Here is a 26,005-nt window from a genome sequence, read left to right as displayed (position 1 = left end):
GGAGGGGCCCCGCCCGGCGTCGACCCCTCCACCCCTTCGTGGTCCCCCTCCCCGTCGCGGGCGATGGGGAGGAGACAAATCCATGCGTTACCTCGCCCCCTCCCTTGCCGTCCTCGCCCTGTCCCTCGCCGCCGCTGCGCCGGCGCAGGCCGAGGAAGGCATGTGGACCTTCGACAACTTCCCGATCGCTCGGGCCAATGCGACGCTGGGCACCAATATCGATCAGGCATGGCTGGACCGGGTCCGGCTGTCGTCTGCCAAGTTCGGCGGCTGTTCGGCGGGCATCGTCTCGGCCGAAGGCCTTGTGATGACCAACAACCACTGCGTCGCCAGCTGTGTCGCCAATCTGTCGACCCAGGCCATCAACTACGCCGAGACCGGCTTCACCCCGCGCTCGCGTGAGGAGGAACTCAAATGCCCCGGCGGCACGGCCGAGATCCTGACCGACATCGCCGATGTGACAGAGCGGATGCACAAGGCGGGCGAGGGCCTGTCGGGTCAGGCCTTCACCCAGGCGCGCGACGCCGAGAGCGGACGGATCGAACAGGAGGCCTGCGCCAGCGACACCGGTAAGCGTTGCCAGGTGGTCAGCCTGTACCGCGGCGGCCAGTTCAAGCTCTACACCTACAAGAAATACACCGACGTCCGTCTGGCCTTCGCGCCCGAGGACCGCGCCGCGACCTTCGGCGGTGACCTCGACAATTTCAGCTTCCCGCGTTTCGCCATCGATGCCGCCTTCATCCGTCTCTACGAAAACGGCCAGCCGGCGGTGACACCGACCCATTTCACCTGGAACGCCGCGACCCCGGTCGAGGGCACGCCGGTGTTCGTCTCGGGCAGCCCCGGCTCGACCCAGCGCCTGCTGACCCAGGACCAGCTGATGACCATCCGCGACGTGGTCCTGCCGATGGACCAGCTGCTGGCGTCGGAGCTGCGCGGCCGGATGATCCGGTTCTCCGAGGAGAGCGAGGAGAACGCCTTCATCGCCATGGACCCGATCTCCAGCGTCGAGAACAGCTACAAGCGTGGCCTCGGCCGCATGCGGGCCCTGATCGATCCGGCCTTCATGGCCGGACGGGCCGAGGCGGAGGCTGATTTCCGGGGCCGAGCTGCGGCCGGAGCTACGGCGGACGACCCCTGGGCCGATCTGGCGACGGTACAGCCGATCCAGCGCCAGCTCTACCCGGCCTACAGCCTGCTGGAAGCGCGCGCGGGCGGTGGCTCCAGCCTGTACGGCTATGCCGAGACCCTGGTCCGGGCCGCGGCGGAACGGGCCAAGCCGTCCGACCAGCGCCTGCCCGAGTTCGCCGACTCCCGTCTGTCGAGCGTCGAGTCCCGGCTGATGGCCGAACGCCCGGTCTATCCGTCGCTGGATCAGGTGCGGCTGGAATGGTGGCTGTCCAAGACGCGCGAATGGCTGACCGTCGATGACCCCCGCGTCCGCGTCCTGCTGGGGCAGGAGTCGCCCGAGGGGCTGTCGGCCCGGCTGGTCGAGGGGACGACCCTTGCCGACCCTGCGGTGCGCCGGGCGTTGTGGGACGGCGGGCTCGCCGCCGTGCGCGCCTCAAACGATCCTCTGATCCAGTACGCGCTCAAGGTCGATGATCAGGCCCGCGCCGTTCGCTCGGACTGGGAAACCCGGGTCGAGGCCCCGACCGCGCGCGCTTCGGAGCAACTGGCCGCGGCGCGGTTCGCCGCCTATGGCGACGCCGTCTATCCGGACGCCACCGGCACCCTGCGCCTGACCTACGGCCGGATCGAGGGTACGGACGTACCGGGCCAGCGCTTCGGGGCCTTCACCACCTTCAACGGCCTGTGGGACCGGGCCACCGGCGCGGCCCCGTTCGACGTGGCGCCGAAACTGCTCGCGGCGAAGGACCGGATCGACGGCGATACCGTGCTGAACATGGCGGTGTCGTCCGACACCATCGGTGGGTCGTCCGGCTCACCGGTCGTTAATGAAGCGGGCGAGATCGTCGGAGCCAATTTCGACTCGACCGTGCTGAGCCAGCGCAACGCCTATGGCTATGACCGCAACGTCAACCGCTCGGTCATTGTGACCACCGGCGCGGTGACCACGGCCCTGCGCGATGTCTACGGCATGCAGCGGTTGGTGGCGGAGCTGGGGGCCGACTGAGTAGGTAGGTTGTAGGGCTTAGGGCTTAGGGAGAACGTCTAAGCCTCAAGCCCTAATTCCTGCGACCTAGAGCTCAGCCATCTGCCGCTTGGCCGTGTCGAAATACTGCCAGCCGGTCCACAGGGTGACGATGGCGGCGGCCCAGATCAGCACATAGGCGAAGGTCTGGAAATGCGGTTGCCACTCGAGCGGGAAGCCGAAGCCGTCCCAGAGCAGGATCAACTGTTGCGCGCCCAGGGCCACCATCTGCAGGGTGGTCTTCCACTTGGCCAGCAGGGTCACCGGCAGATGGACCTTGCCGGCCATGGTCTCGCGCAGGGCCGAGACGGCAAATTCGCGAAACAGGATCAAACCGCAGGGAATGGCGATGAAGGTCAGGGAGCCCGAGGTCAGCAGGCCGAGGATCGCGCCCGTGACCAGGATCTTGTCGGCGATCGGGTCGAGAATCGCGCCCCAGCGGGTCGTCGAATTCCAGCGCCGGGCCAAATAGCCGTCGACCCAGTCGGTCGAGGCGGCGATCACGAAGATCCAGAACGCGGCCCGATAGAGCGCGAACTGGTCGTCCGGGCTCAGATAGGCTGACAGCACCGGAATACCGGTGGCCCCCGCCAGGATCAGGAACATGATCACCCCGGCAAACAGACGGATGCCCGTCAGGATGTTGGGGATCGGGTTGGCGTGGGTGCGGGTCATCTGCGTTTCCGGTCGGCTTGCGTCCGGTTTGCCATGCTTCGCGAAGACTGGCGAGGGTCGACTCAACCCAGCGGTTCGAACCGCGGCTGGTCCGTCAGGGCCGTGAGCACGCCGTCGGCGATGCCGAAATGCAGGCCCGTCAATTCCAGTTCTCCGGCCGCCTCGCGCTCGGCGATCCATGGGAAGGTGCGCAGATTGTCCAGCGACAGCCGGACCACCGCTTCTTCGGCAATCCGTTCAGCCTCAGCCGGGGTAGCGGATTTGGTCGCAGCGCGTACCGTATCGGCTCCCTGAGCGACCCAGGGGGCGACAAAGTCCTGGCAGTTGTCGGGTGCCCCGGTCCGCATCGCGTTGACGCCGCCGCAGTGGGCGTGGCCCATGACCACGATCCGCTTGACCTTCAATACCTTGACGCCGAACTCCAGCGCGGCCGAGACACCGTGTAGCTGGCCATCGGGCTCATAGGGCGGCACCAGGTTGGCGACGTTGCGAACCACGAACAATTCGCCCGGGGTTGCGTCGAAGATGGCGGCGGGATCGGCGCGGCTGTCGGAACAGGCGACGATCAGGGTGTGCGGTTCCTGACCTTCCTCGGCGAGGGCGATGAAGCGGGCCCGCTGCTCGGGCCAGGTCGTGTCGCGGAACCGGCGATAGCCGGCGGTCAGTTCGTCGGATGCTGCGGTCATGAATCGGCTTCTAGGGCAGCTTCAGGGTTTGCGGAAGTAGGCATGAATACGTTCGGCGAGCGGCTGGTTGATGCCGGGAATCTTTACAAGGTCGACGACAGCCGCCCGGGACACCCCCTTGGCAGAGCCGAACGCATGCAGCAGCGCCTTTTTGCGCCCGGGCCCGACCCCTTCGATGTCGTCGAGCGGGTTCTTCTTGATGTCCATCGAGCGACGGGTGCGATGGGCCCCGTTGGCAAAGCGGTGGGCCTCGTCGCGTAGCCGCTGAACATAATAGAGGGCCGGTGATTTCAGCGGCAGCATGAAGGGCGGCTTGCCCGGCATGAAGAACCGCTCCATCCCGGCGTCGCGATCCGGTCCCTTGGCGATACCGACCACGGCGATGTCCTCGACCCCCAGATCGGCCAGCACCGCCAGAACCTCGGCCAGTTGGCCCGCTCCGCCGTCGATCAGCAGCAGGTCGGGGCGGATCACGTCCTCGCCCGACGCCTCGTCCTTGACCAGTCGGCCGAACCGACGGCGCATCACCTCGCGCATCATGCCGTAGTCATCCCCGGGGGTCAGGTCCTCGCCGCGGATGTTGAACTTCCGGTATTGCGACTTCAGGAAGCCGTCGGGCCCGGCAACGATCATGCCGCCGACGGCGTTGGTCCCCTGGATATGGGCGTTGTCATAGACCTCGATCCGTTCCGGCCGGACCTCCAGGCCCAGAACTTCGCAAATCTCGTCAAGAATCTTGCCCTGGGCCGAGCTCTCGGCCATCCGCCGGCCCAGCGCCTCGCGGGCATTGGTCAGGGCGTGGTCGACCAAACCCAGCTTGTCGCCGCGCTGGGGGCGGGCGATTTCGACCTTGTGATCGGACTTGAGGCTGAAGGCCTCCTCCAGCAGCTCCAGTTCGTGCGGCCGGACATTGGACAGGATCAGGCGCGGGACCGGCTTGTCCTCGTAGAACTGACCCAGAAAGGCGGCGAGGATTTCCGGATCGGTGTCGCTGCGGTCAACGCGCGGGAAATAGGCGCGCCCGCCCCAGTTCTGACCGGCGCGGTAGAAGAAGACCTGGACGCAGGCCTGACCGCCCTCGCTGAACAGGGCGAAGACGTCGGCCTCGGCGATGCCGTCGGCGCTGACCGAATTCTCCATGGCGATGGTCGACAGCGCCCGGATACGGTCGCGGACACGGGCGGCCTGTTCGTAGTCCTGCACCTCGGCCGCCGCCGTCATCTCGTCCGACAGGCGCGTGATGACGGCGCGGGACCGCCCCTTCAGAAAGGCCGAGGCCTCGTCGACCAGCGCCCGATAGTCTTCCAGCGAGATCAGGCCGGTACAGGGGGCCGAACAGCGCTTGATCTGGTGCAGCATGCAGGGACGGGTGCGGCTCTCGTAGACGCTGTCGGAACAGGTGCGCAGCAGGAAGGCCCGCTGCAGGGTGGTCAGGGTGCGGTTGACCGCCCAGGTCGAGGCGAACGGGCCGAAATAATCGCCGGGCGTGGTGTGGGCCCCGCGATGCTTTTTCACCTGGGGCGCGCGGTGGTCCTTGCGGATCATCAGCTCGGCAAAGGATTTGTCGTCGCGCAGCAGCACGTTGAAGCGAGGCTTCAACCGTTTGATGAAGTTGGATTCGAGCAGCAGGGCCTCGGTCTCGGAGGCCGTGACCACCAGCTCCATCGACCGGGTCAGCGACACCATCAACCCAATGCGTTGGGTGTGGAACCGGCCCTGGGCGTACTGAAGAATGCGCTTCTTCAGACTGGCGGCCTTGCCGACATAAAGGCAGGTGCCGTCCTCGCCATACATCCGGTAGACGCCCGGCTTGTCCGGCGCGCGTCGAGCCTCGTCCCGGATCAGGTCGGCGGCGGTCAGCGCGGGCGCTTCGGCAGGCACATCGGTGATCGTCGGCTCGGTCATCCCGTCCGATATAGGCTCAGGAACGCCGCACCAGAAGGACACCGGCCAGAACCAGGGCGACTCCGGCGATACGGCTCAGGTTCAGCGGCTGTTTTGGCACCCCCATGACGCCGAAATGATCGAGCACGAGGCTGAGCAGCAACTGACCGGCGACCATCAGGGTGATGGTGGTGGCCACGCCCAGTCTGGGCACGCCCCAGGTCGCGGCAACGACGAAGATGGCCCCGTACAGGCCGCCGACCCAGGCATACCAGGGCAGGGCCCGCGAGGCGGCCATGTCCGGCCGGCTCTGCAGCATTACGGCCAGTATGCCCAGCGCGGCCGTGCCGACGGCGAAGGAGACGAAGGCTGCGTTCACCGGCGAACCGACGGCAGTCATCATCTTGGCGTTGGTCGGAGCCTGAAGGGCCGTGGCGGCCCCGCCGAAGACGACGGCGAGCATGGCGAAGAGCGTGGGGTTCATGGGTTTCGCTAGCGTTGAAAAGGGAAGGTTACCAGTCCGGATCGCTGGTTTCGCCGTTCAGCACCTCGGAGAGCCGGGTCCGACTGGCGCGATGCGTGTCGGCGGGCAGGGCGTCGGGGGCGAACCAGCCGGTCTCGGCGATCTCACCGTCGGGGGCGCGGTCGGTCAGACTGAAGCTGTCGATACGGTAGACCAGCACGTGGTCGCCGGGAAAGAACCGTTCGTTGGAATGGGCCGATATCAGCCGTGGGCGGCCCTCGACGATCAGGCCTGTCTCCTCGCGCATCTCGCGGATGACCGCCTGTTCCACGGTCTCGCCGCGGTCGACGCCCCCGCCGGGCAACCACCAGCCGTGCAGATAGGTGTGCCGCACCAGCAGGACCCGGCCCTCGCCGTCGACGGCCACGCCACGCACGCCCAGCGTCATACCCCGGCTGATCCGCGACCAGGCGAAGAACAGCGGACGGGTGAAGGGTTCGACGTGGGTTCGCCAATTGCTCATGCTGCCGCGAGGATAGGCCGCGCCGGTTGCGCTTGAACAGGCGGGCGGGGGGCTTTATTGCGGCGCACGAACAGGAGTGTTTTCATGCTGGCTCTCGGAATCATCTTCGGCTTCATCGCCGTCATCGCCATCATCAATTTCGTCGAGTTCGGCCGGATTGACTGACACTCGCGCCAGTCGCGGCGCGGCGCTGGTCACCGGCGGATCGAAACGGATCGGCCGGGCGATCTGCCTTGCGCTGGCCGCGGCCGGCTATGACGTGGCGATTCATCATCGCGATTCCGCGGCCGATGCTGAGACGGTGGCGGCCGCCGTGCGTGATCTGGGCCGGCGTGCGGTGCTTCTGGCCGCCGACCTGACCGACGAGACGGCGACCCGGGCCCTGGTGCCGGCAGCGGTCGCGGCGCTGGGACCGCTGACGGCGCTGGTCAACAATGCCTCGGTGTTCGAGGACGACCGGGTCGGGTCGCTGGACCGCGCCACCTGGGACCGTCATCTCGACACCAATCTGCGCGCCCCGATCGTGCTGGCCGAGGCCTTTGCCGCCCAGGCCCCGGACGGATCGGCCATCGTCAACCTGCTGGATCAGCGGGTGCTGAAGCCCGATCCGCGCTTCTTCTCCTACAGCCTGTCGCGCAATGCCCTGTGGTGGGCGACGCAGACCCTGGCCCAGGCCCTGGCCCCGACCATCCGCGTCAATGGCGTCGGCCCCGGTCCGACCCTGCCGTCGGTGCATCAGACCGCCGCCGATTTCGCGGCCGAGGCGGGGGCGACCCTGCTGCAGCGGCCGGGCAGCCCGGAAGCGGTGGCCGCCGCCGTGCGCTGGCTGCTGGACGCCGACATGGTCACCGGCCAGATGATCGCCGTGGACGGGGGGCAGCACCTGGCGTGGCGCACCCCCGACATTCTGGAGTAGCGTCGCATGAGCTCGTCCCCCACGGTCACGCCGTTTCCGCTCGGCGACGCCTTCCAGCGCGAGGGGCTGAGCGTGTTCGTGCGCGGCCTGCGTCTCGACGTCGGCATCGGCGTCTATGATCATGAACAGGGCCGGCTGCAGACCCTGGTCATTGACGTGACCCTGGAGATGGGCCCCGTCGTGGTCGAGCATCTGGCCGACACCATCAACTACGAGACCGTGGCGGCGGCGGCCCGAGCCATCGCGGCCGCGGGCCATGTCGGCCTGGTCGAGACCTTCGCCGAACGGCTGGCCGTGGCCTGCCTCGAGGATGCCCGGGTGCGGCGCGTGGCCGTCCGGATCGAGAAGCCCGGGGCCCTCGACGGGGCCGAGGCCGCCGGCTGCGCGCTCGCCTTCAGCCGCTGACGGTTGCGCGGCGCAGGCCGGAGCGGCATTGTCGGCCCCAGACCAGAGGACCAAGCCTTGGCCGAACCCGGCGACCCCCACCAGCCCGACCCAGACCCCGTCGTCACCCCCGAGCCGGAGCCGCAGGCCACGCCGCCGGTCGACGTCGAGATCACGGCCGGGTCAGACCCCGAACCGGCTCCCGAGCCGACCCCCGAGCCGGAACCCGAGCCCGAGCCCGAGCCCGAGCCCGAGCCCGAGCCCGAGCCTGTGAGCCCGCGCGCCGCGCTGCACGACGACGACGCCCATGTCGGCTTCGCCTCGGCGGCGTCGCTGGTCGGGCAGACCCGGCCGGCAGAGCCGCAGCCCGAGCCCGACCCCATGCCCGAACCTGAGCCTGAGCCTGAGCCCGAACCCGTCGTGGTCGCCCCGGCGGTCGACACCGGCTCGACCTTCGCCCTGTCCGAGTCGTTCACCCGACGGCGTCGGACGCCGGCGGACGTGCCCGGGAGCACAGGGCTGTTCACCATCTACGCCCTGATCCTGTTCGCCGTCCCGACCTTCGGCGTTGCCGCCCTGATCGGCCTGCTGGCGGTGACCGGGCGGCCGCTGCCGGACGACGCCGTGGCGCGCAGCCATCTGATCTTCCAGCAGCGCACCCTGTGGGCGGCGGCGGTGATCGCCGTGCTGGGGGCGATTCTGATCGTGGTCGGCGTCGGCGTCTTCATTCTGTTCGCCCTGGCGGTCTGGCTGCCGGTGCGTGGCGCGGTCGGCCTGTGGGATCTGAAAGCCGGCCGGGCCGTTTCCAATCCTCGCAGCTGGCTGATCTAGGAGCGACCATGTCCGCCGTCCCCCCCGAATCGCGTTTCACCGCCGATACCGCCAACGGCTCCGAGGGCAAGGTCGCCGCCCTGGCCGCCTGGGTGCTGTTCATCCTGTCGATCCCCAGCGCCAACATCCTGGTGCTGGTCGGTCTGGTCGTTGCCTATGCCGGGCGGGACAGCGCCACCGGCATCGGCCGCGCCCATATCGAGGCCCAGATCCAGCTGTTCTGGTCGGTGTTCTGGTGGACCATCGCCTGCTGGATCGCCATCGCCGTCAGCGCCGTGGCCTCGCTGGCCCTGATCGGCATCCCCTTCCTGTTCCTGTTCTTCCTGCTGTGGTTCCTGATCACCGTCTGGTTCACGGTCAAGAGCGTGTTCGGCCTGCTGCGCCTGCTGCAGGACAAGGCCCCCTGATGGCGGGCTCCAGCCTGATCGACCGGCCCGAGGCCATGCGCTTTGAACAGGCCGTCACCATGCCCGACGGCGGCACGGCGCTGGTCTGGGCCGACTATGCGGTGCAGGGCACGACGCGGTCCCTGCTGCATGTCGAGGCCGATGCGGCCCTGCGCGGCACCGGCGCGGCCGGGCGCTTCATGCAGGCCGTGGCCGATCACGCCCGGGCCGAAGGGCTGACCCTGGCCCCGCGCTGCAGCTATGCGGTCGCCTGGTTCAAACGCAACCCGGATCAGGGCGACGTGCTGGCGCAATAGCGCTCACTCCCTAGTGCAGCCGTTTCACAATGGCACGGATGGCCTCGGCCTTGGCCGGGAGGTCCGAGGCCAGACGCGAGGCCATTTCGCGGGTCCCGACCGGATAGGCGTCGCCGCCGTCGGCGATCTCGCGCGCCAGATCAGCCGCGTCCTGCAGGGCGGTTTCCAGCGCATGCACCTGATCCAGCGCCAGGGCGCGCGCTTCCTGTAACAGGCTGCGCACCCGGGCCGAGGTGCTCTGCTGAGCCCCGCCGGCACGGGATTTCAGGGCCGGAGGGGCCTCGACCGGGGCCGACGCCAGCACCGCGGCCTCGACGGCGGCGGCGCGATCGGCGCTGGCCTCGACGAGACGCAGGTCCGGCTTGGTCGACGCGATCTTGCGGGGCGTCGTGACCCGGGATGAGGCCGACTTGGCCATGGGAAGCTCCGTTCCTGACCGAGCCGGGGATCCGGCGGTCACCCCGGGTTCTGCAAGGGGTGTGCCGGACGGGGCGAATGTCCCCGCAAGGCCCGGTGCGCGGGGGAAAATAGTGTGGCGCGCGGTCGTCAGGGCGGCGCGAACCGGCCGGGAGGGGCGGTCACGGGCATTATAAATCAGGTTTGAGGGGTGCGAGGTTTTTGGGGGTGAAGTACGGATCCGGGCCCCGTTGTCCTTCTCCCACGAGGGGAGAAGGGAGGGTCTTGGACGCCGCTACTTCGTCCGGTTGACCACCGCCCGCAAGCTATCAGCGCGTTTGGGCAGGTCGTCGGCGAGGCGGGCGGCCATGTCGCGGGCCCCGACCGGATAGGCGTCGCCGCCGTCGGCGATGTCGCGGGCCAGGGCGGCGTCCAGCGCCTCGACCTGTTCCAGCGCCAGGGCGCGGGCCTCGGCCTGCAGACGCCGCACGCGCTCGGACGGCGTGGCGGCCGGCCGCATCAGGTCATAGACCTCGGACTCGGCCCCGACGAGGCGCAGGTCGGGCTTGGTGTCATTGGCAGTGCGGGGCAGGGGCATGGGTCTCTCCGTTGGAGATCATAACGGGACAGGTCCGGGGGCGTTCCCGGGGCGCAAACGCAGACCGGGGAGTGTGGCGGGGGAGTCACTGTGGGCGGTTGGTTCCGTCTTCTCTCTCGCCCGTCTTCCTTCTCCCCTCGTGGGAGAAGGTGGGCGGCGCAGCCGCTCGGATGAGGGGGTGTTTGAGATCGCTCACTGTCCGCCGTCGCGTTCCGGTCCGGCAGCCCCCTCATCCGTCTCGCTCCGCGAGCCACCTTCTCCCACGAGGGGAGAAGGGCGCGGTGGGTCGGGAGAAGGATCACAGGGACTACGGCCAGTCCGCCGCCACCCCGTCCGGCAGGCCGACATCGTCGCGCCAGGCGTCGCTGTTGGCCTCCAGCGTCACCGCGTCCAGCACATCCAGCTCGCGCAACCACCCCGCCGAATTCCAGAACCGCCCGGTCCAGCCATACCGGCGCGCCCAGTCGCGGTCGCGCGCCGCGGTCTCGTCGCCCAGATGCTCGGCCCGCCACGCCAGCACAAACCCCACATGCCACAGCGGCACCCCGTCCAGCGGCCGCCCCCGCATCGCCTCGGCCAGTTTCACCGCCACCGCCCGCGCCTCGTCCCGCCGCAGCTGAAAGGCCTCCATCCGCCCGCGCGCATACCGGTCCCAGCCCTCGGGCGGTTCCGGCACCGGGTCCGGCCCCCTGCGCCGTTCCCACCCCTCCGAGGCCCGCCGCCGCCACAGATTGGCCAGCCCCACATCAAACCGCCGCGCCAGCGAGGCCCCGGTCTCGCCCCGCTCCCACGCCCGCCGCACCTCATCCCAGGTGTCCCGGTCCCTGATTTTGGCCTGATACCATCTGCCCATATCGCCAGATTAGACCCCCGCTCCGTCAAGGTCGGACGCAGGGGTAGCGGGTAGAGCGTAGGGCTTAGGGCTTAGGCTTGGGGCACAGGGCGCGCGCGCGCCCACCGTCTCCTCCCCACGCAGTGGGGAGGGGGACCCCGAAGGGGTGGAGGGGAGATGACGCCGCACTGCCTCCCTCTCCCGGCGGGAGAGGGCTTGAGCGCACGACGGCGCGCGCCGTCGTCCTGGCGCTCAAGGGTGAGGGGCTCCCCCGCGCCCCATCCGCACGACCCGACCCTCATCCGACCCTTCGGGCCACCTTCTCCCACCGGGAGAAGGGACAGGGAGTCGGCCCCGAAAGCCCGGCCAGATCGTCGGCCCGGATCTTTGCCCGGACGGCGGGGGCGGTGCGGCACCAGGGGGAGGAAACGGCGGTGAGTTGTGGTCAGGCGGGAATCCAGCGCATCGTGCATCCCATGAGCGATGATGACGACGAGTTCGAAGAAGAAGTGTCCCGCGACGAGGTCGCGACCGGTCCCGGCGAAGCGGCAGACCCGGCTTGGCTGGTCGAGGCCAAGATGCCTGCTGACCTGCGTGCCAAGTATGAAATCTATAGCTATCGCAGTGCGGCGACCATTCTGGCGGAGAGCCACCCGACCGAGTTCCAGGAATTGTGTGAGGCGCTGCGCGAGTTTGAGATCACAAAGACCATGATCCGTACCGCCGGAGGCAATGAGTCCGACATTCCCAAGCTGCTGTCAGCAGCCCTGCGGCCAAAAGGCTGGCACGAAACGATCATCCGCGGCGATCTGCTGGTTAAGCTGATTTCGCGAGTCCAGGTCGGCGTTCAAAAGAACGGAAAGCCAAAGACCGAACAGCGGACGCGAACCATCCGTCGGGAGAAATATCTCGACGGCCACAAGGTCGATTATGTGAAGGGCCGTGTGGCCTTCGATCTTGAATGGAACAGCAAGGACCAGACGTTCGACCGTGATCTCTATGCCTTCAGCGCCTTTGCGCAGACCGGCGTGATTGACGTTGGCGTGTTGGTCACGCGCGGGGGCCAGGAAATGACCGAGTTTATCAAAAGCTTGGGCCAATCGCTCACCAAGGAAGGCGAACCGGAATTCACCAAACGGGGCGTGCCGCGCATGGTCGGGGCCAAGTATGGTGCCAGCACCACATGGATGGGCAAGCTGCTCTATCGCATGAATGCAGGCCGCAACGGTGCTTGTCCGGTCTTGGTGATCGGCATAACGCCCGCGTGTGTGGTCGACTAGGTTCCTATCCAAGGGTGCAGCCTCTGGAACAATACCAGAACTGTGCATAGGTTTGCCGTGGGTGATTCCGGGGCGTGGGGTTACCCTTAGGTACGTGGCGCCTGATTCGATCCGGGGCGCGGAGTCATCGATGGCCTACGACGCAGAACAACCCGATCCGAACGAAAACCTGCGGGCCTTCGCCAACGGTCGGAAATTTCGGACCATCCTCGCCGACCCGCCGTGGCAGTTCCAGAACCGCACCGGCAAGGTCGCGCCCGAGCACAAGCGGCTGAACCGCTATTCGACCATGGACCTGAAGGCGATCTGCGACCTGCCGGTGGGCGAGGTCGCGGCCGATACGGCGCATCTGTACATGTGGGTGCCGAATGCCCTGCTGCCCGAGGGATTGGAGGTCCTGAAGGCCTGGGGCTTCAACTACAAATCCAACCTGATCTGGCACAAGATCCGCAAGGACGGTGGCTCTGACGGGCGCGGCGTCGGCTTCTATTTCCGCAATGTCACCGAAATCCTGCTGTTCGGGACGCGCGGCAAGAATGCCCGAACCGAGGCCCCCGGCCGCAGCCAGGTCAACATGATCCAGACCCGCAAGCGCGAGCACAGCCGCAAGCCCGACGAACAGTATGAACTGATCGAGGCCTGCAGTGCGCCGGACTATCTGGAACTGTTCGCGCGCGGCGAGCGCCCGGGCTGGACCGTCTGGGGCAACCAGGCGGACGAGACCTATGCGCCGACGTGGAAGACGTATTCGTACAACTCGTCAGTGGCGGCGGAGTAGCTACTTTGTCGTCATCTGACCGGCCAGCTTTTTGTACGCGGCGCTGTGAGCAGGTGCTGTCGCTTCCACCAAGGAGCGAAACCGCGCGATAGCAGCCCGCACACGTTCCTGATTCTGGAGCCCGTATGTGAAGGCATCATCTAGATGGATGGAAAGGGGGGCGTTCTTGTCAACCACATCTTTCCAGAACTGCTGGGCCTTCGCGGGTGACGTCTTAAGCCCATAAGAAAGCTTAAACAAATTTGGTACGCGTTTTCCGTAGAATACTTCAACACTTGCTGCCAAAGCCGCCACAAACAGAAACGTTGACCCTCGGCGCCTGAAGAATGTCAGTTGAGCTTCCTCACCCTGGGTCAAGCCGCCGGCATCGTCGCGAGATTTCTGAACGAGCTCTAGTTTTTTGACCTCTACCGCCTTTAGAAGTGAGTAAGCAAAGACAATGTGCTGGGCTGTCGTCTGTTCATTGAAATAGCGCGCATAGAGAGTGTCGCTGCTCCAGATATCGCTTCTTTGATTATAGGCTACGGTTGCATCCCCGTGAACGGCTGCGAGGGCTTGGCCGACTGTGTACGAGGACAGCAAATTTGGACGTCGACGGATAGCATCGCTTGCCCCGCCGCGGCGACCTCCCTCATATTCTGCTTGAGGGATGTGTTGCATGTTTTCTTTTAGGCGTCTCTGAATCGGATCAGTACTTCGAAAGTCGGAGGCAGAGACCTTATTCTGGCTGTTGTTGAACCTGATGACGTCATAGACGAGCTCTTGATCGTCAGTTTTGATGAACCTTACGGCTACTTTTGCAGTCGGAGGCGGGGCCTTATCCAATGACGCCACCGCGCCAGTTGTCTGCGCGCCATTAACAATGGACATGCCAGAAAATTTAAATCGAACCTTACTATTTCTGAGTTTTACTCCTTGCTCGTAAGAATTGACTAGAATAGTCAGTCCATTGTTGAACACCCAAAAATTTTCAGGGTCATGCTCAGCGGTTTTTTTAATGCCGTGATTAATATTGGCATCCGATGTTATGGAGCCTAGGTAGTCTCTGACATTTGCCGAAAATAATTTAACGCCGTGTTGTTGATAGGCTCGCCGAACGAATTGCAGGGGCATGGCGGTAACGAACGCTGACCAGGAGTCTTCACGAATCTCAAAGCCGTTATCGACGACGATTGAAAAGTCATCATTCACCAGAATCGGTGATTTGGTGTCATTGTACCATTCCAGAAATTGATCTGATCCAACCTCTAAGACAGATACGTCTACTTTCTTGTGTGGGAACTGATGCCTGAGTGCTGCAGTAGCAGACGCTTCAACCGTACGAAGTTCATTAGCCACATTCGTAGACTGAGGTAGGTTATGAATGTACCAGAAATGTACCCTTCTAATCCCGCCATCTTCGATGCCCTTTCTTAAGTCCTCGGCAGACGGTTTGAGACGTTCGGGTAGTTCTTCCAAGTCTCTTTGAAGCAGCCAATTGGCCGCGGTATTCAGATCGCTGGCCTTGTTGGCCGGAGCCTCAGATTTCGGTCTACTTGACACATAGCACTGCGCAACAACCGCGTACTCGTTATCACGGTCGATAAAAACAATATCACATTTTTTATCGTCGCTTCCGTCGGTTATTGCATCTGCGGCTACGCTCAACAAATCTTCGATGTTAAATCGTAATCCCAACGCAAAGAGCCCCAATGCATTGTCGCCAAAAGCGGCCAGATCGCTCCGCGCCTGAAAAGCTGACAGCCAAGGCGGGGAATCTGTTGCTGCAGGTGTTCCCGATTTGGAAGCGGGCTTGGCGGGTTGTACCGGAGGTTTCGATCGCCGAAGAGTGAGCTTTGCCATGACGCTACTTTAGCGATAGTCGATGGGTTGTCACCCCTCCATATCCGCCCCCCGTAACCCCTCACCCTTGCGCGCCAGGACGACGGCTGAGCCGTCGTGCGCGCAAGCCCTCTCCCGCCGGGAGGGGGTGGGGCGGACGATGCCCCTCCACCCCTTCGGGGTCCCCCTCCCCATCGCGGGCGATGGGGAGGAGACGGGTCTCCCCCCTACAACCGTCCCTTCCGGAACCGCTCCTGCGCCTCGGCCTGCGCCTTCTTCCGCCACTTCTTCGGCGCCGACCGATCCACCGCTTCCCCGGCCCCGGTCATCACCTCATTGGCGAACTCCAGGTCGAGCATCTTCATGCGCTTGATCTCGTCGCGCAGGCGGGCGGCCTCCTCGAACTCGAGGTTTGAGGCGGCCTCGCGCATGCGGCCCTCGAGGTCGCGCAGGGCGGTCTGGAAATTGGCGCCGGTGAAGGGGCGGGCCTCTTCGGCCACCACGGTCGAGACCAGCACGCGGTCCTTCTCATAGGGGCTGGCCAGGATCTCCTTGATGTCGCGCTTGACGCTCTCGGGCGTGATGCCGTGTTCCAGATTGTAGGCGCTCTGGCGTTCGCGGCGGCGGTCGGTCTCGGCGATGGCGCGTTCCATACTGCCGGTGACGCGGTCGGCATAGAGGATGACGCGGCCGTCGATGTTGCGGGCGGCCCGGCCGATGGTCTGGATCAGGGCGGTCTCGGAGCGCAGGAAGCCCTCCTTGTCGGCGTCGAGGATGGCGACCAGGCCGCACTCGGGGATGTCGAGGCCCTCGCGCAGCAGGTTGATGCCGATCAGCACGTCGAAGGCCCCCAGCCGCAGGTCGCGGATGATCTCGATCCGCTCCAGGGTGTCGACGTCGGAGTGCATGTAGCGGACCCGCACCCCCTGTTCGTGCATGTATTCGGTCAGGTCCTCGGCCATCTTCTTGGTCAGGACGGTGACCAGGCTGCGATAGCCGGCGCGGGCCACGGCCTTGACCTCATCGATCACGTCATCGACCTGGTTGCGGGTCGCGCCCGTCACCGGGCGGATTTCCACGGGCGGGTCGATCAGGCCGGTGGGGCGGATCACCTGTTCGACGAAGACGCCGTCGGTGCGGTCCATCTCCCACGGGCCGGGGGTGGCGCTGACGAACACGCTCTGCGGGCGCATGGCGTCCCATTCCTCGAATTTGAGCGGCCGGTTGTCGATGCAGCTGGGCAGGCGGAAGCCGTATTCGGCCAGGGTCGATTTGCGGCGGTAGTCGCCGCGGAACATGCCGTTGATCTGGCCGATGGTGACATGGCTCTCGTCGACGAACAGCAGGGCGTCGTCGGGGATGTATTCGAAGAAGGTCGGCGGCGGCTCGCCCGGGGCGCGGCCTGTCAGCCAGCGGCTGTAGTTCTCGATGCCGGCGCACGAGCCGGTGGCCTCCATCATCTCCAGGTCGAAGCGGGTGCGCTGTTCCAGCCGCTGGGCCTCCAGCAGTTTGCCGTTCTCCAGCATCCAGTCGAGCGTCTCCTTCAGCTCGGCCTTGATGCCGTGGGTGGCCTGGTTCAGCGTCGGGCGCGGGGTGACATAGTGGCTGGCGGCATAGACGGTGATCTCGGTCAGGTCGGCGGTCTTGGCCCCGGTCAGGGGGTCGAACTCGTGGATCGACTCGATCTCGTCGCCGAACAGGCTGACGCGCCAGGCGCGGTCCTCCTGGTGGACGGGGAAGATCTCGATGGTGTCGCCGCGCTTGCGGAACATGCCGCGGTCGAAATTCAGGTCGTTGCGCTTGTACTGAAGGGCGATCAGGTCGGCGCGCAGCTTGGCCTCGTCGATCTGGCCGCCGACCTTGAGGCTGAAGGTCATGGCCGTATAGGTCTCGACCGAGCCGATGCCGTAGATGCAGCTGACGCTGGCCACCACGATCACGTCGTCCCGCTCCAGTATCGACCGCGTCGCCGAATGGCGCATGCGGTCGATCTGCTCGTTTATCGAGCTGTCCTTTTCGATGTAAGTATCTGTTCTGGGTACATAAGCTTCCGGTTGATAGTAGTCGTAGTAGCTGACGAAATACTCGACCGCATTGTCGGGGAAGAAGCTCTTGAACTCGGAATAGAGCTGGGCCGCCAAGGTCTTGTTGGGGGCCAGGATAAGCGCCGGGCGCTGGGTCGCCTCGATCACCTTGGCCATGGTGAAGGTCTTGCCCGAGCCGGTCACGCCCAGCAGCACCTGATCGCGGTCGCCGGCCTCGGCCTGGGCCACCAGTTCGGCGATGGCGGCGGGCTGGTCACCGGCGGGGGTGTACTGCGTCGCCAGCCGGAACGGGGTGCGGACGCGGGCCTCGGGCCGGGCCGGGCGGTGCGGGGCCCAGTCGCCGGGGCTGGACGGAGCCTCTTCCGGCGTCAGGCGCGGGCCGGTGACCGGGGCGAACATCGGCGCGGCCGCGGACTTTCTGGCCGGGGTGTGGACCGGCTTCTTCAGCGGCGCATCGCCGGAGCCGGGTCGGGGGCCGCCAGCCTTGGGGGTCGAGGAACGGTTCATGAACAGAACCTAGTGTCCCGCACGCGCCGGTGCCAGTGGGGGCGGTGGATCAGGCGGCGTCGGGCGTGTCGCCGTCCTCGCTCTCGGGCGGCAGCAGGTCGGACGGGTGCGACAGTTCTTCGGCCGCATCATTGGCGGAGGGATCGGCAGCGGCAGCCGGGCGCGGGGCGGCGCGCGGGCGTTTCAGCCCCATCGCCTCCAGCCCGTCGTCGCCGGACTGGCCGAACAGGCTGCGCACGCGCAGGTCGGTCTGGGGGAAGGGGATCTCGATGCCGGCCCCGTCCAGCGCGTCGGCGATGGCCCAGGTATAGGCCGCGTGCATGGCCGCCGGGCGTTTGACCGCGTCCAGTGTCGGCCAGACCAGCAGCTCGAAATTGAGGCTGGAGTCGCCGAAGCCGGTTAGCCAGACCTGACTCTTGCGGGTGTCGGTCTCAGGCAGGGTGAAGGGGCTGGCCCGGGCCGCGGCCAGCACGGCGTCGCGCACCGCCGCGCGGTCGGACTCATAGGCGACGCCGAACGGGATGTGGATGCGGCGGGTGTCGCCCTTCAGTGTCCAGTTGGTGACCGTGCCCTCGATCAGTTTCGAATTGGGCACGACCACGTCGATATTGTCGTTGTTGCGGATGCGGGTGGCGCGCGGGCCGATCTCGGCGATGATGCCGCGCACCCCCTCCAGTTCGACATAGTCACCGACCGAGACCATGCCGTCGAAGATGATGAACAGGCCCGAGACGAACTCCTTGACCACCCCCTGCAGGCCGAGGCCGATGCCGATGCCGATGGCCCCGGCGAACACCGCCAGCGACGACAGGTTCAGCCCCGCCGCCGACAGGCCGAACAGCACGCCGCTGACGACGATGCCGTAGCCGGCCAGCTTTTCCAGCAGATACAGGGCCCCGGTGGCGCGATGGGCCCGGACCCGCAGCCGGCGGATGCCGCGCGTCACCGCCCAGGCCAGCACCACGGCGGCCCCGATCATCACCGCGCCGGTGATCACACCGCCGAGGGTCAGCGAAATGTTGCCCAGCTTGAACAGCGGGGTCGCATCGAGGGCGGTCAGGTCAGGCAGCATCGCGCCACTGTGAGGCCCGCAGCGGGGGCGTCAAGGGCGGGCGGATACGCCCGGCGGCCGCCGGATCAGCGGCGCGCGCGATCGACCCGCACCTCCAGCTCGACCCAGCGGCGGCTCAGGTCGCGCAGCTCGTCGCGCAGGCGGTTGGCCTCGGTACGGCTGAGGCTGCCGTTGCGTTCGCCGGCGCTGATGCGGGCCTCGATCTGGGCCGCGCGCGGGTCGTTGCCGTAGCTGTCGCCATAGCCGCCGTCATAGCCGCCGCCGTCACCGACGCGGCGGTTCAGCTCGGCCAGGCGGGTGGTCAGGTCCTGTTGTTCGCGGTCGCTGAGGCCGTCGCGGCGATAGCCGTCCTCGACCCGCACCAGGGCGTCGAAATCGGCGCGCAGCCGCACCGCCTCATAGCGGCTCAGGCGGCGGTTGCGCTCGGCGGTGTCGACGCGGGCATGGAAGGCGCTGCGCTGCTCGACCAGCGGTTGCCAGCCCCAGGTCTGGCCGTCGCCGCGCTGATCGGCCACCCGCTGCGACAGGGCCTCATAGCGGCTGCGCAGGTCGTTGCGTTCGTTGGCGGTCAGGCGACCGTCGGCGGCATAGCGGTCTTCCAGCCGCACCAGCGCCTGATAGTCGGCCCGCAGCCGCGTCGCCTCGCCGCGATCCAGCGAGCCGTCGCGCACCCCGGCGTCGATGCGGGCGTCCAGCGCGGCGCTGCGCTCGGCCATCGGCCGGCGACCGCGGTTCCAGTCATCCTCCAGCCCCGGGCTCTGACCATAGTTGTCGCCGAACACCGCGCCCAGCAGCGCACCCAGCACGCCGCCCGAAGCGGTTGTCCCGCTGCTGTAGCCGTCCTGGGTATCGTCGGGATACAGCGGGCCGGTGCGCGCCGTCGCGCCGTAGCAGGTCAGCACCCCGTCGCGATTGGTGATGTCGCCGCGGCAGTCATCGGCGCGGATCGTGCTCCAGCGCCAGCCGCCGTCGGTGCGGCACTGGGCCGAGATATAGCCGTTCTCCAGGGGCTGCACATCGCGGCACGAACTGGTGAAACTGCCCGAGGGCGTGCCGTAGCGGGTGCTGCCGTAGGGGGTCTGGGCCGCGGCCGCGCCGGCGGCCGACAGGGCCAGGGCGCTGACGGCCAAGGTGGTCAGGGTGCGGGCGTAAACGGTCATGGCAAGGGTCTCCGGTGAACGGGGTTACCGGGAGAACGGGATGCGGCGGGGAAGGTTGCGGTGGGGGCGGACGCCCTTCCCCGGCGGGAGAGGGTGTCCCGTCGCTTTTCCGGTTCCCGTCTGGCCCGTGCCCCGCTAGCGTCGCGCCATGACCCAGACTCCTGTTCCGGTGCCGCCGCCGAACCGTATGCGCGCCCTGCTGTCGTCGCTGAGTGTGCGGGTGCTGGCGGCGCTGGCCCTGGGCCTTGCGGCGGGCGCGGCGGTGCAGGTCTGGGGCGTTCCGGGCGGGGCCGGGACCACGGGGATGATCGACGCGGTGGGGCAGCTGTGGCTGAACGCCCTGCGCATGACCATCGTGCCGTTGGTGTTCTCGCTGCTGGTGGTCGGCATCGCCACCATTTCCGACGCGGCCCATACCGGGCGGCTGGCGCGGCGGGCGCTGGTCTGGTTCGGCGTGCTGATCGCGGCGGCCAGTGTCTATGCGGTGCTGGCGGCCTACGGGCTGCTGGCGCTGTGGCCGATCGATGCCGAGGGCGGGGCGCGGCTGCTGGCGGGGATCCCGCCGGCCCCGGACAATATCGGCGCGGTCGCGCCGTTCTCGGAATTCGTCAAGACCATCGCCCCGGCCAATGTGGTGCGGGCCGCGGCCGAGGACGCCATCCTGGGGCTGGTCGTGTTCGCGGTGTTCTTCGGCTTTGCCCTGACGCGCCTGCCGGCGCGGCTGAAGGTGCCGCTGGTGACGCTGTTCGAGGCGGTCAGCGAGGCGATGATCATCGTCGTGCGCTGGGTGCTGCTGGCCGCGCCGGTCGGGGTGTTCGCCCTGGCCATGGGGGTGGGATTGAGCGCCGGGGTCTCGGCCGCCGGGACCCTGGCCCACTATGTGTCGATCGTGTCGCTGAGCGTGATCGGCATGATCCTGCTCTGCTATCCGCTGGCGGTGGTGGCCGGTCGGGTCGGCCTGGCCAAATTCGCCCGCGCCGTGGCCCCGGCCCAGGTGGTGGCGGTGTCGACCCAGTCGTCGCTGGCCAGCCTGCCGGTCATGGTCGAGCGCGCCGTCGATGAGCTGGACGTCAGCCGCCAGACCGCCGGTCTGGTGCTGCCGCTGGCCGTGGCCCTGTTCCGCATGACCAGCCCGGTCGCCAACCTGGCCGTGGTCATCTATTGCGCCCACCTGTTCGGGCTGGAGCCGTCGCTGGGCCAGATCGGCGCGGCCATGCTGACGGCCATATTGATCAGCATCGGCTCGGTCGGCCTGCCCGGCCAGATCAGCTTCTTCGCCAGTGTCGCCCCGATCTGCATCGCCATGGGGGTGCCGCTGGAGATGCTGCCGCTGCTGCTGGCGGTCGAGGTCATCCCCGACATCTTCCGCACTGTCGGCAATGTCACCGCCGACCTGACGGTGGCGCGCATCGTCAGCCAGGGCGAGGGGGTGGCGGTTTCGGTTGAGTGACGTCGCATTCGCCACTTGACCGCGTGTAACCTCTAGGTGATATGTAACCTCAGGGTGACACGGGGGCGCAGATGGCTGAACAGAGCGAAATGACACGGCGTGATCGGGCGCAGCGGTCGCGAGCGCGACAGTTGACCGGCCTGTCGGTCGGCATGGTGGGGATGGTGATGGTCGCGACGCTGGGCGTCTGGCGGTTGATGCACGGCACCGGCGACCGCTACGACCTGATGTTCCCTGCCATTGCGGCGCTGATGGCGTGGATGGTGCCGGCGGTCGTCATGGGCTGGGACGGCGGGTCGCGACGGGAGCGAAAATGGCTGGAAGACGAGCTGACCCGTGAGTGGCGCGGGCGGGCCATGGCGCTGGGCTTTCTGGTGCTGCTGGCCGGGATGAGCGGCCTGTATCTGGTCGGACTGTGGCGGCCCGATCTGGCGATGGTCGGCTTTCCCGCCGTGCTGATGGGCAGCGGCATGATCGTGGGCCTGCGTTTCGCCTGGCTGGACCATCAGGCGGAGGCGGACGATGCGTGAAGAAGCCGATCCGCTGGACGACCGGGCACTGGTCGGGGCCGAGCACGATCGCCAGCGGCGCTATGTTCTGGGCGTCGCCGGCCTGACGCTGGGGGCGGGTTTGGCGCTGGCGAGCGGTCTGGTGCTGGCGTTCGTCCCGGCGACGGAGGTGCCTTTGCCGCTCTGGGGCGTCTGGACGGGGCTGGTGCTGTCGGCGATCGCGCTGGCGGTGTCGATCCGGACGCTGCGCCGCGCGCAACCCGACGGGACGACCGACCGGCTCAGGGCCGGCGAAGCGCATGGCGACCGGCTGCAACGCGGGCGCAATCACGGCCTGCTGTACATGCTGTTGCCGATGGCACTGATGTTGATCATCGGGATGCCCGCCGCGTGGACATTGACGACCGGGCAGGTCGCGCCGGGAAACTGGATCCTCTGGTTCACGGCCCCGATGGCCGGTCTGCTGCCGATCGTTCCGGGTCTTACGCTCGCCGGCATCGGCACCCGGCTCAGTCCGAAGATGCGGCGTCATCTGGATGATGAACAGACGCAGATTCATCGCCGCAGGGCCCTGTCGCTGGGCTATCTGATCGTTCTGGGTGGGGCCACGGGTCTGTATCTGATCGGACTGTGGCGGGTCGAGATCGCCGTCACCCTGGTGCCGTTGATGCTGGCGGTCGGCGTTCAGGCCGCAGCGGTTCGTTTTGTTCTGCTGGAACGCAAGGCCGAACGCCATGGGTGATGCGCGGCTGGGCACACACCTGAAGGCGGCGCGGACGGCGGCCGGGCTGACGCAGGTCGAGCTGGCCGGACTGGCCGGGGTGTCGCGCAAGACCATCAACACGGTCGAGAATGGCGTGTTCGTGCCCTCGACGACGCTGGCCCTGTCGTTGGCCCGGGCCTTGGGAACGACCGTTGAGGCCCTGTTCTTCCTGACCGACTGAGGCGGCCCGGCCTTGCCGGTTCAGCTCTGACTTGACTCCCTCATACAGTATGTCGCATACACTGTGCGTCACACACTATGTGACGTGAGTGGAGAGTGGCGTGGCTGTCGATCCTGAGCTGTTTGAATCCATGCGGCTGGAGCTGCGGCGCGGGTCGCTGGTGCTGGCCGTGCTGGCCTGCCTCAGGACCGAACGGTACGGCTATACGCTGCGCCAGGCGCTGGCCGCCGACGGGCTGGAGATGGAGGAATCGACCCTCTATCCGCTGCTGCGCCGGCTGGAGAGCCAGGGGCTGCTGAGCAGCGAATGGCGCGAGGAGGAGAGGCGCAGGAAGCGCTTCTACGTCCTGTCGCCGATGGGCACGGCCATGCTGGCCGCCCTGACCGACGAGTGGCGCGGCATCAATGCCTCGCTGGACCGAATTCTGTGATCGAGAGGAGGGCACGATGACCCTGGTCGAAACCTATCTGCGGGCCGTCGCGGCCCAACTTCCGGCCGATACCCGGGACGACATCGTCGCCGAGCTGCGCGACGAACTGCTGACCCGGATGGAGGCGCGCGAGGCCGAGCTGGGCCGTCCTCTGAGCGAGGCCGAGCAGGAGGCGGTGCTGCGCGAGCTGGGGCATCCGCTGGCGGTCGCGGCCCGCTTCGGCAGTGGACCCCAGCAACTGGTCGGTCCCGAGCTGTTCCCGTGGTGGATGTTCGGGGTCCGGGCGGCCCTGACGGTGTTGGTGGTGATCAGCGTGATCGGCGTGGTGGTGCGGGTGCTGATCGGCGACGCCGATGCCGGCCAGGCCACGGCGCAGGCCTTCCATGGCCTGTTCACGGGCGCGATCACCGTGGTCGGGGTGGCCACGATCGTCGCCTGGATCATCGAGCGTCAGAGTGAAAAGCCGCGCTTCCTGACCCAATGGCGGGTGCGCGATCTCGGCGTGTTTGAGGTGGGCCTGTTCGGGCGGGACTGGAACGCCCGGACCGGGACCACGACCGGTGCCATGACGGGCTCCGGCACGATCGGCCGTTCGACGATGTCGCCCACGGCGCGGGCCATCGCCAGCGCGGCGGCCTGGAGCGTCTTCCTGCTGTGGTGGACCGGCGTGCTGGGCGGCGAATTCCGGCCCCAGGATCTGGGTGGTCTGGTTGTCGCGGACGGCGTCGACTACGGCCGGCTGGTCGCCGATCTGGTCGGGCAGGTCTATCCCTTCGTGGTCGCCTGGGTGGCAGCGATGATCGTCTTCCATCTGGCCCGGGCTGCCTTGCATCCCGGTCCGCGCACCACGGCGGCGGGTGATCTGGTGTTCGCCTGCGTGGGCCTGGGCTTCACCCTGTGGATCTGGCTGTATTCGCCGCTGGGCTCCGTGGTGGCGGTCGACAGCTTCGCGGAGGTCGAGAGCCGCGTCCGCCAAATGTTCCATACACGCGAACTGGTTGTGCCGACCGTGGTGATGATTGGCGTGGCCACCAGCATCGTCGGTGAGGCCTTCAACGTTCTGGGCGCGGCGCGGCGACTGGCGCTTGGCCGGTAAGGCAACGTATGAGGACGGCAGCGATTCCCCGGTTCAGGCGTTGAGTCCCGGCGGCAGGATCCGCGACCGTGGGGCAGACGCGTGACACTTCAACAGGGACTGGCCTTCGGGCTGGTGGGACTGACCATCGCCGGCTTCGTCTGGGGGCGGTTCCGCTATGATCTGATCGCGTTGGCGGCTCTGGTCGTCGGCATGGTCGTGGGCGTCATTCCGGCCGAGGCGGCCTTTGACGGCTTCCGCAACGACATCACCATCATCATCGCCGCCGCCCTGGTGGTGTCGGCGGCCTTTTCGCGCTCGGGCATCGTCGAACTGGCCTTGCGGCGACTGCTGCCCCTGCTGAAGACGGAAAAGAGCCAGGTACCGGTGCTGACCGGGGCGGTGACCCTGCTGTCGATGGTGACCAAGAATGTCGGGGCGCTGGCGATCCTGCTGCCGGTGGCCCTGTCGGTCAGTCGCAAGACCGGAAGTTCGCCGTCGCGCCTGCTGATGCCGATGGCTTTTGGGGCCATGGCCGGCGGCATGGTGACCCTGGTCGGGACCTCGCCGAACATCATCGTCGCCGGCGTGCGCGCCGACATGCTGGGCGAGCCATTCGCCATGTTCGACTATGCGCCGGTCGGCCTGGCCCTGACCGGCATCGCTCTGGCGTTTCTGGCCTTCGGTTACCGGTTGCTGCCGAAGGACCGGCAGGGCGCGGTCAACCTGTCGGACTCGCTGGCGGCCAACGCCTATACCACCGACCTGAGGGTGCCTGACGACTGGGCCCCGGGCTCGATGACGGTGAAGGCCCTGACCGCGGCGGGCGGCGGGGCGGTGCGCATCCTCACGGTCATCCGCGACGGGCGGCGCATCAACAAGCCGCGGGGCAATGTCGTGGTCCGCGCCAGCGATCTGGTCGTGCTGGAAGGCCGGGCGAGTGCGCTGGACGATTTCGTCGAACGATCGCAACTGCGCCTCAGCGGCGATCATCGGGAGATCGTGCGGGCGGAGCCGACCGAGGATATCCGGGTCATTGAGGCGGTGGTGGGCATGAACTCCCCCCTGCTGGGCCAGACCCTCGCCGCCTCGGACCTGCACGGTCAGTACGGCATCAATATGCTGGGCGTGTCGCGAAGCGGCTACCCCGTGACCCAGCGCCTGCGCAACACCCAACTGCGACAGGGCGATATTGTCTTGCTGCAGGGCAGCGAGAACAGCCTGCCCGAGGCGTTGGCGGATCTCGACCTTCTGCCGCTGGCCGAACGGAGCCTGGCGCTTGGCAGCGGGCGCAAGCGGTTCATGCCGGCCATCGTGCTGACCATCGCCATGCTGCTGGTCGGCTTCCAGATCGTGCCGGTGGCCGCCGCCTTTTTCGGCGCTGCGGTGCTCATTCTGGCCCTGGGTGGGCTGAAGATGAAGGAGGCCTATCGGGCGCTGGACGGACCCCTGCTGGTGCTGATCGCCGCCATGATCCCGGTGTCTGCGGCCATCCAGACCACCGGCGGGGCCGATCTGATCGCTAATGCCCTGGGCGGACTGTTCGAGGGCATCCCCGGACTGGCGGCGGTGGCGGCGCTGATGTTCGCGGCCATGGCGGTGACGCCGTTCCTGAACAATGCCGCGACCGTGCTGATCCTCGCGCCCATCGGGGCCACGCTGGCGACGCGGCTGGGCTATGTGCCGGACGCCTTCCTGATGGCCGTGGCGGTCGGGGCGGCGTGCGACTTCCTGACTCCGGTCGGACACCAGTGCAATACGCTGGTGATGCGGCCGGGCGGCTATCGCTTCGGCGACTATGCCCGGCTGGGGACGCCGCTCAGTCTGCTGGTGTTGCTGGCCGGGCCGCCGCTGATTCTGCTGTTCTGGCCATTGTAGATTGGGCCGC

27 protein-coding genes are annotated in these 26,005 nt (G+C 67.1%); 15 read left to right on the top strand and 12 right to left on the bottom strand.

Translation table 11 applies throughout. The annotated features are described in order from the left end of the window. Window positions 1–82 precede the first annotated feature (82 nt). The gene (locus tag AAC067_RS13335) at window positions 83–2,137 is read left to right on the top strand and encodes a S46 family peptidase (protein ID WP_339933338.1); all 2,055 of its coding nucleotides are present in this window, start codon (window positions 83–85) and stop codon (window positions 2,135–2,137) included. 66 nt (window positions 2,138–2,203) lie between these two features. Here AAC067_RS13335 and pgsA read toward each other — a convergent pair whose 3' ends face one another. From pgsA to AAC067_RS13310, 5 genes are all read right to left on the bottom strand, one after another. Further along, the gene (gene pgsA / locus AAC067_RS13330; protein WP_339933337.1) at window positions 2,204–2,830 is read right to left on the bottom strand and encodes a CDP-diacylglycerol--glycerol-3-phosphate 3-phosphatidyltransferase; all 627 of its coding nucleotides are present in this window, start codon (window positions 2,828–2,830) and stop codon (window positions 2,204–2,206) included. A 62-nt stretch (window positions 2,831–2,892) separates the two neighbouring features. Then, window positions 2,893–3,516: a carbonic anhydrase gene (locus AAC067_RS13325; RefSeq protein ID WP_339933336.1), complete on the bottom strand. Its 624-nt coding sequence runs from the start codon at window positions 3,514–3,516 to the stop codon at window positions 2,893–2,895. Between the two features lie 21 nt (window positions 3,517–3,537). Then, window positions 3,538–5,421 (bottom strand): excinuclease ABC subunit UvrC, encoded by a 1,884-nt coding sequence (gene uvrC / locus AAC067_RS13320; RefSeq protein ID WP_339933335.1) that lies wholly within the window; start codon window positions 5,419–5,421, stop codon window positions 3,538–3,540. A gap of 16 nt (window positions 5,422–5,437) precedes the next feature. After that, the gene (locus tag AAC067_RS13315; protein ID WP_339933334.1) at window positions 5,438–5,884 is read right to left on the bottom strand and encodes a DMT family transporter; all 447 of its coding nucleotides are present in this window, start codon (window positions 5,882–5,884) and stop codon (window positions 5,438–5,440) included. Between the two features lie 28 nt (window positions 5,885–5,912). After that, window positions 5,913–6,386, bottom strand: coding sequence for an NUDIX domain-containing protein (locus AAC067_RS13310; protein ID WP_339933333.1), 474 nt, complete (start codon window positions 6,384–6,386; stop codon window positions 5,913–5,915). Between the two features lie 157 nt (window positions 6,387–6,543). Here AAC067_RS13310 and AAC067_RS13305 point away from each other — a divergent pair, with 157 nt between their 5' ends. Genes AAC067_RS13305 through AAC067_RS13285 form a run of 5 tightly spaced genes read left to right on the top strand, consistent with a single transcriptional unit; the run spans window position 6,544 to window position 9,220 of the window. Continuing rightward, window positions 6,544–7,302 (top strand): SDR family oxidoreductase, encoded by a 759-nt coding sequence (locus tag AAC067_RS13305; RefSeq protein WP_339933332.1) that lies wholly within the window; start codon window positions 6,544–6,546, stop codon window positions 7,300–7,302. Between the two features lie 6 nt (window positions 7,303–7,308). After that, window positions 7,309–7,707, top strand: a complete 399-nt coding sequence (gene folB / locus AAC067_RS13300; protein WP_339933331.1) for a dihydroneopterin aldolase — start codon at window positions 7,309–7,311, stop codon at window positions 7,705–7,707. A 57-nt stretch (window positions 7,708–7,764) separates the two neighbouring features. Next, on the top strand, window positions 7,765–8,517 hold the full coding sequence (locus AAC067_RS13295; RefSeq protein ID WP_339933330.1) for a hypothetical protein: 753 nt from the start codon (window positions 7,765–7,767) through the stop codon (window positions 8,515–8,517). Window positions 8,518–8,525: 8 nt separating this feature from the next. Further along, on the top strand, window positions 8,526–8,924 hold the full coding sequence (locus AAC067_RS13290; RefSeq protein ID WP_339933329.1) for a hypothetical protein: 399 nt from the start codon (window positions 8,526–8,528) through the stop codon (window positions 8,922–8,924). Beyond that, on the top strand, window positions 8,924–9,220 hold the full coding sequence (locus tag AAC067_RS13285) for a GNAT family N-acetyltransferase (RefSeq protein ID WP_339933328.1): 297 nt from the start codon (window positions 8,924–8,926) through the stop codon (window positions 9,218–9,220). The genes AAC067_RS13290 and AAC067_RS13285 overlap by 1 nt, the downstream gene beginning before the upstream one ends. Before the next feature lie 10 nt (window positions 9,221–9,230). Here AAC067_RS13285 and AAC067_RS13280 read toward each other — a convergent pair whose 3' ends face one another. The 3 genes from AAC067_RS13280 to AAC067_RS13270 all read right to left on the bottom strand — a co-directional run bounded on the left by AAC067_RS13280 (window position 9,231) and on the right by AAC067_RS13270 (window position 11,067). Beyond that, window positions 9,231–9,638: a hypothetical protein gene (locus AAC067_RS13280; RefSeq protein WP_339933327.1), complete on the bottom strand. Its 408-nt coding sequence runs from the start codon at window positions 9,636–9,638 to the stop codon at window positions 9,231–9,233. A 273-nt stretch (window positions 9,639–9,911) separates the two neighbouring features. Beyond that, window positions 9,912–10,214 carry a hypothetical protein gene (locus AAC067_RS13275; RefSeq protein WP_339933326.1) on the bottom strand — a complete coding sequence of 101 codons (303 nt, stop codon included), beginning with the start codon at window positions 10,212–10,214 and terminating at the stop codon, window positions 9,912–9,914. 307 nt (window positions 10,215–10,521) lie between these two features. Then, window positions 10,522–11,067 carry a hypothetical protein gene (locus tag AAC067_RS13270; RefSeq protein ID WP_339933325.1) on the bottom strand — a complete coding sequence of 182 codons (546 nt, stop codon included), beginning with the start codon at window positions 11,065–11,067 and terminating at the stop codon, window positions 10,522–10,524. 455 nt (window positions 11,068–11,522) lie between these two features. Between AAC067_RS13270 and AAC067_RS13265 the strand changes: the two genes are divergently transcribed. Beyond that, entirely contained in the window at window positions 11,523–12,326 is an 804-nt protein-coding gene (locus tag AAC067_RS13265) for a BglII/BstYI family type II restriction endonuclease (RefSeq protein ID WP_339933324.1), read from the top strand. A 130-nt stretch (window positions 12,327–12,456) separates the two neighbouring features. Next, window positions 12,457–13,104, top strand: coding sequence for an MT-A70 family methyltransferase (locus tag AAC067_RS13260; RefSeq protein WP_339933322.1), 648 nt, complete (start codon window positions 12,457–12,459; stop codon window positions 13,102–13,104). Here AAC067_RS13260 and AAC067_RS13255 read toward each other — a convergent pair whose 3' ends face one another. The 4 genes from AAC067_RS13255 to AAC067_RS13240 form a co-directional block, all read right to left on the bottom strand. Continuing rightward, window positions 13,105–14,946, bottom strand: coding sequence for an AIPR family protein (locus AAC067_RS13255; protein ID WP_339933320.1), 1,842 nt, complete (start codon window positions 14,944–14,946; stop codon window positions 13,105–13,107). A 206-nt stretch (window positions 14,947–15,152) separates the two neighbouring features. Next, window positions 15,153–17,369: an excinuclease ABC subunit UvrB gene (gene uvrB / locus AAC067_RS13250; protein WP_339933488.1), complete on the bottom strand. Its 2,217-nt coding sequence runs from the start codon at window positions 17,367–17,369 to the stop codon at window positions 15,153–15,155. A 157-nt stretch (window positions 17,370–17,526) separates the two neighbouring features. Then, complete coding sequence (locus AAC067_RS13245) at window positions 17,527–18,549, bottom strand: mechanosensitive ion channel domain-containing protein (RefSeq protein ID WP_339933318.1); 1,023 nt, start codon at window positions 18,547–18,549, stop codon at window positions 17,527–17,529. 65 nt (window positions 18,550–18,614) lie between these two features. Beyond that, entirely contained in the window at window positions 18,615–19,709 is a 1,095-nt protein-coding gene (locus AAC067_RS13240) for a hypothetical protein (protein ID WP_339933316.1), read from the bottom strand. 148 nt (window positions 19,710–19,857) lie between these two features. Between AAC067_RS13240 and AAC067_RS13235 the strand changes: the two genes are divergently transcribed. The 7 genes from AAC067_RS13235 to AAC067_RS13205 all read left to right on the top strand — a co-directional run bounded on the left by AAC067_RS13235 (window position 19,858) and on the right by AAC067_RS13205 (window position 25,995). Beyond that, complete coding sequence (locus AAC067_RS13235) at window positions 19,858–21,159, top strand: dicarboxylate/amino acid:cation symporter (protein ID WP_339933314.1); 1,302 nt, start codon at window positions 19,858–19,860, stop codon at window positions 21,157–21,159. A gap of 71 nt (window positions 21,160–21,230) precedes the next feature. Then, complete coding sequence (locus AAC067_RS13230) at window positions 21,231–21,689, top strand: hypothetical protein (protein WP_339933312.1); 459 nt, start codon at window positions 21,231–21,233, stop codon at window positions 21,687–21,689. Beyond that, window positions 21,682–22,410 carry a hypothetical protein gene (locus AAC067_RS13225; RefSeq protein ID WP_339933310.1) on the top strand — a complete coding sequence of 243 codons (729 nt, stop codon included), beginning with the start codon at window positions 21,682–21,684 and terminating at the stop codon, window positions 22,408–22,410. The genes AAC067_RS13230 and AAC067_RS13225 overlap by 8 nt, the downstream gene beginning before the upstream one ends. Continuing rightward, window positions 22,403–22,612, top strand: coding sequence for a helix-turn-helix transcriptional regulator (locus tag AAC067_RS13220; RefSeq protein WP_339933308.1), 210 nt, complete (start codon window positions 22,403–22,405; stop codon window positions 22,610–22,612). The genes AAC067_RS13225 and AAC067_RS13220 overlap by 8 nt, the downstream gene beginning before the upstream one ends. A 100-nt stretch (window positions 22,613–22,712) precedes the next feature. Next, the gene (locus AAC067_RS13215; protein ID WP_339933306.1) at window positions 22,713–23,042 is read left to right on the top strand and encodes a PadR family transcriptional regulator; all 330 of its coding nucleotides are present in this window, start codon (window positions 22,713–22,715) and stop codon (window positions 23,040–23,042) included. A 16-nt stretch (window positions 23,043–23,058) separates the two neighbouring features. Next, the gene (locus AAC067_RS13210) at window positions 23,059–24,138 is read left to right on the top strand and encodes a hypothetical protein (protein WP_339933304.1); all 1,080 of its coding nucleotides are present in this window, start codon (window positions 23,059–23,061) and stop codon (window positions 24,136–24,138) included. An 81-nt stretch (window positions 24,139–24,219) separates the two neighbouring features. After that, entirely contained in the window at window positions 24,220–25,995 is a 1,776-nt protein-coding gene (locus AAC067_RS13205; RefSeq protein ID WP_339933302.1) for an SLC13 family permease, read from the top strand. The last annotated feature ends 10 nt before the right edge of the window (window positions 25,996–26,005 follow it).

Source organism: uncultured Brevundimonas sp. (assembly GCF_963977465.1).
Taxonomy (GTDB): domain Bacteria; phylum Pseudomonadota; class Alphaproteobacteria; order Caulobacterales; family Caulobacteraceae; genus Brevundimonas.
The sequence above is the reverse complement of the archived record's forward strand: the minus strand, read 5'-3'. Positions and strand labels throughout refer to the sequence as shown.

Coding starts and splice junctions, on each gene's coding strand:
- AAC067_RS13335 (WP_339933338.1), top strand. CDS start 83: ATGCGTTACCTCGCCCCCTCCCTTGCCGTCCTCGCCCTGTCCCTCGCC.
- pgsA (WP_339933337.1), bottom strand. CDS start 2,830: ATGACCCGCACCCACGCCAACCCGATCCCCAACATCCTGACGGGCATC.
- AAC067_RS13325 (WP_339933336.1), bottom strand. CDS start 3,516: ATGACCGCAGCATCCGACGAACTGACCGCCGGCTATCGCCGGTTCCGC.
- uvrC (WP_339933335.1), bottom strand. CDS start 5,421: ATGACCGAGCCGACGATCACCGATGTGCCTGCCGAAGCGCCCGCGCTG.
- AAC067_RS13315 (WP_339933334.1), bottom strand. CDS start 5,884: ATGAACCCCACGCTCTTCGCCATGCTCGCCGTCGTCTTCGGCGGGGCC.
- AAC067_RS13310 (WP_339933333.1), bottom strand. CDS start 6,386: ATGAGCAATTGGCGAACCCACGTCGAACCCTTCACCCGTCCGCTGTTC.
- folB (WP_339933331.1), top strand. CDS start 7,309: ATGAGCTCGTCCCCCACGGTCACGCCGTTTCCGCTCGGCGACGCCTTC.
- AAC067_RS13290 (WP_339933329.1), top strand. CDS start 8,526: ATGTCCGCCGTCCCCCCCGAATCGCGTTTCACCGCCGATACCGCCAAC.
- AAC067_RS13285 (WP_339933328.1), top strand. CDS start 8,924: ATGGCGGGCTCCAGCCTGATCGACCGGCCCGAGGCCATGCGCTTTGAA.
- AAC067_RS13280 (WP_339933327.1), bottom strand. CDS start 9,638: ATGGCCAAGTCGGCCTCATCCCGGGTCACGACGCCCCGCAAGATCGCG.
- AAC067_RS13275 (WP_339933326.1), bottom strand. CDS start 10,214: ATGCCCCTGCCCCGCACTGCCAATGACACCAAGCCCGACCTGCGCCTC.
- AAC067_RS13270 (WP_339933325.1), bottom strand. CDS start 11,067: ATGGGCAGATGGTATCAGGCCAAAATCAGGGACCGGGACACCTGGGAT.
- AAC067_RS13265 (WP_339933324.1), top strand. CDS start 11,523: ATGAGCGATGATGACGACGAGTTCGAAGAAGAAGTGTCCCGCGACGAG.
- AAC067_RS13260 (WP_339933322.1), top strand. CDS start 12,457: ATGGCCTACGACGCAGAACAACCCGATCCGAACGAAAACCTGCGGGCC.
- AAC067_RS13255 (WP_339933320.1), bottom strand. CDS start 14,946: ATGGCAAAGCTCACTCTTCGGCGATCGAAACCTCCGGTACAACCCGCC.
- uvrB (WP_339933488.1), bottom strand. CDS start 17,369: ATGTTCGCCCCGGTCACCGGCCCGCGCCTGACGCCGGAAGAGGCTCCG.
- AAC067_RS13245 (WP_339933318.1), bottom strand. CDS start 18,549: ATGCTGCCTGACCTGACCGCCCTCGATGCGACCCCGCTGTTCAAGCTG.
- AAC067_RS13240 (WP_339933316.1), bottom strand. CDS start 19,709: ATGACCGTTTACGCCCGCACCCTGACCACCTTGGCCGTCAGCGCCCTG.
- AAC067_RS13235 (WP_339933314.1), top strand. CDS start 19,858: ATGACCCAGACTCCTGTTCCGGTGCCGCCGCCGAACCGTATGCGCGCC.
- AAC067_RS13230 (WP_339933312.1), top strand. CDS start 21,231: ATGGCTGAACAGAGCGAAATGACACGGCGTGATCGGGCGCAGCGGTCG.
- AAC067_RS13225 (WP_339933310.1), top strand. CDS start 21,682: ATGCGTGAAGAAGCCGATCCGCTGGACGACCGGGCACTGGTCGGGGCC.
- AAC067_RS13220 (WP_339933308.1), top strand. CDS start 22,403: ATGGGTGATGCGCGGCTGGGCACACACCTGAAGGCGGCGCGGACGGCG.
- AAC067_RS13210 (WP_339933304.1), top strand. CDS start 23,059: ATGACCCTGGTCGAAACCTATCTGCGGGCCGTCGCGGCCCAACTTCCG.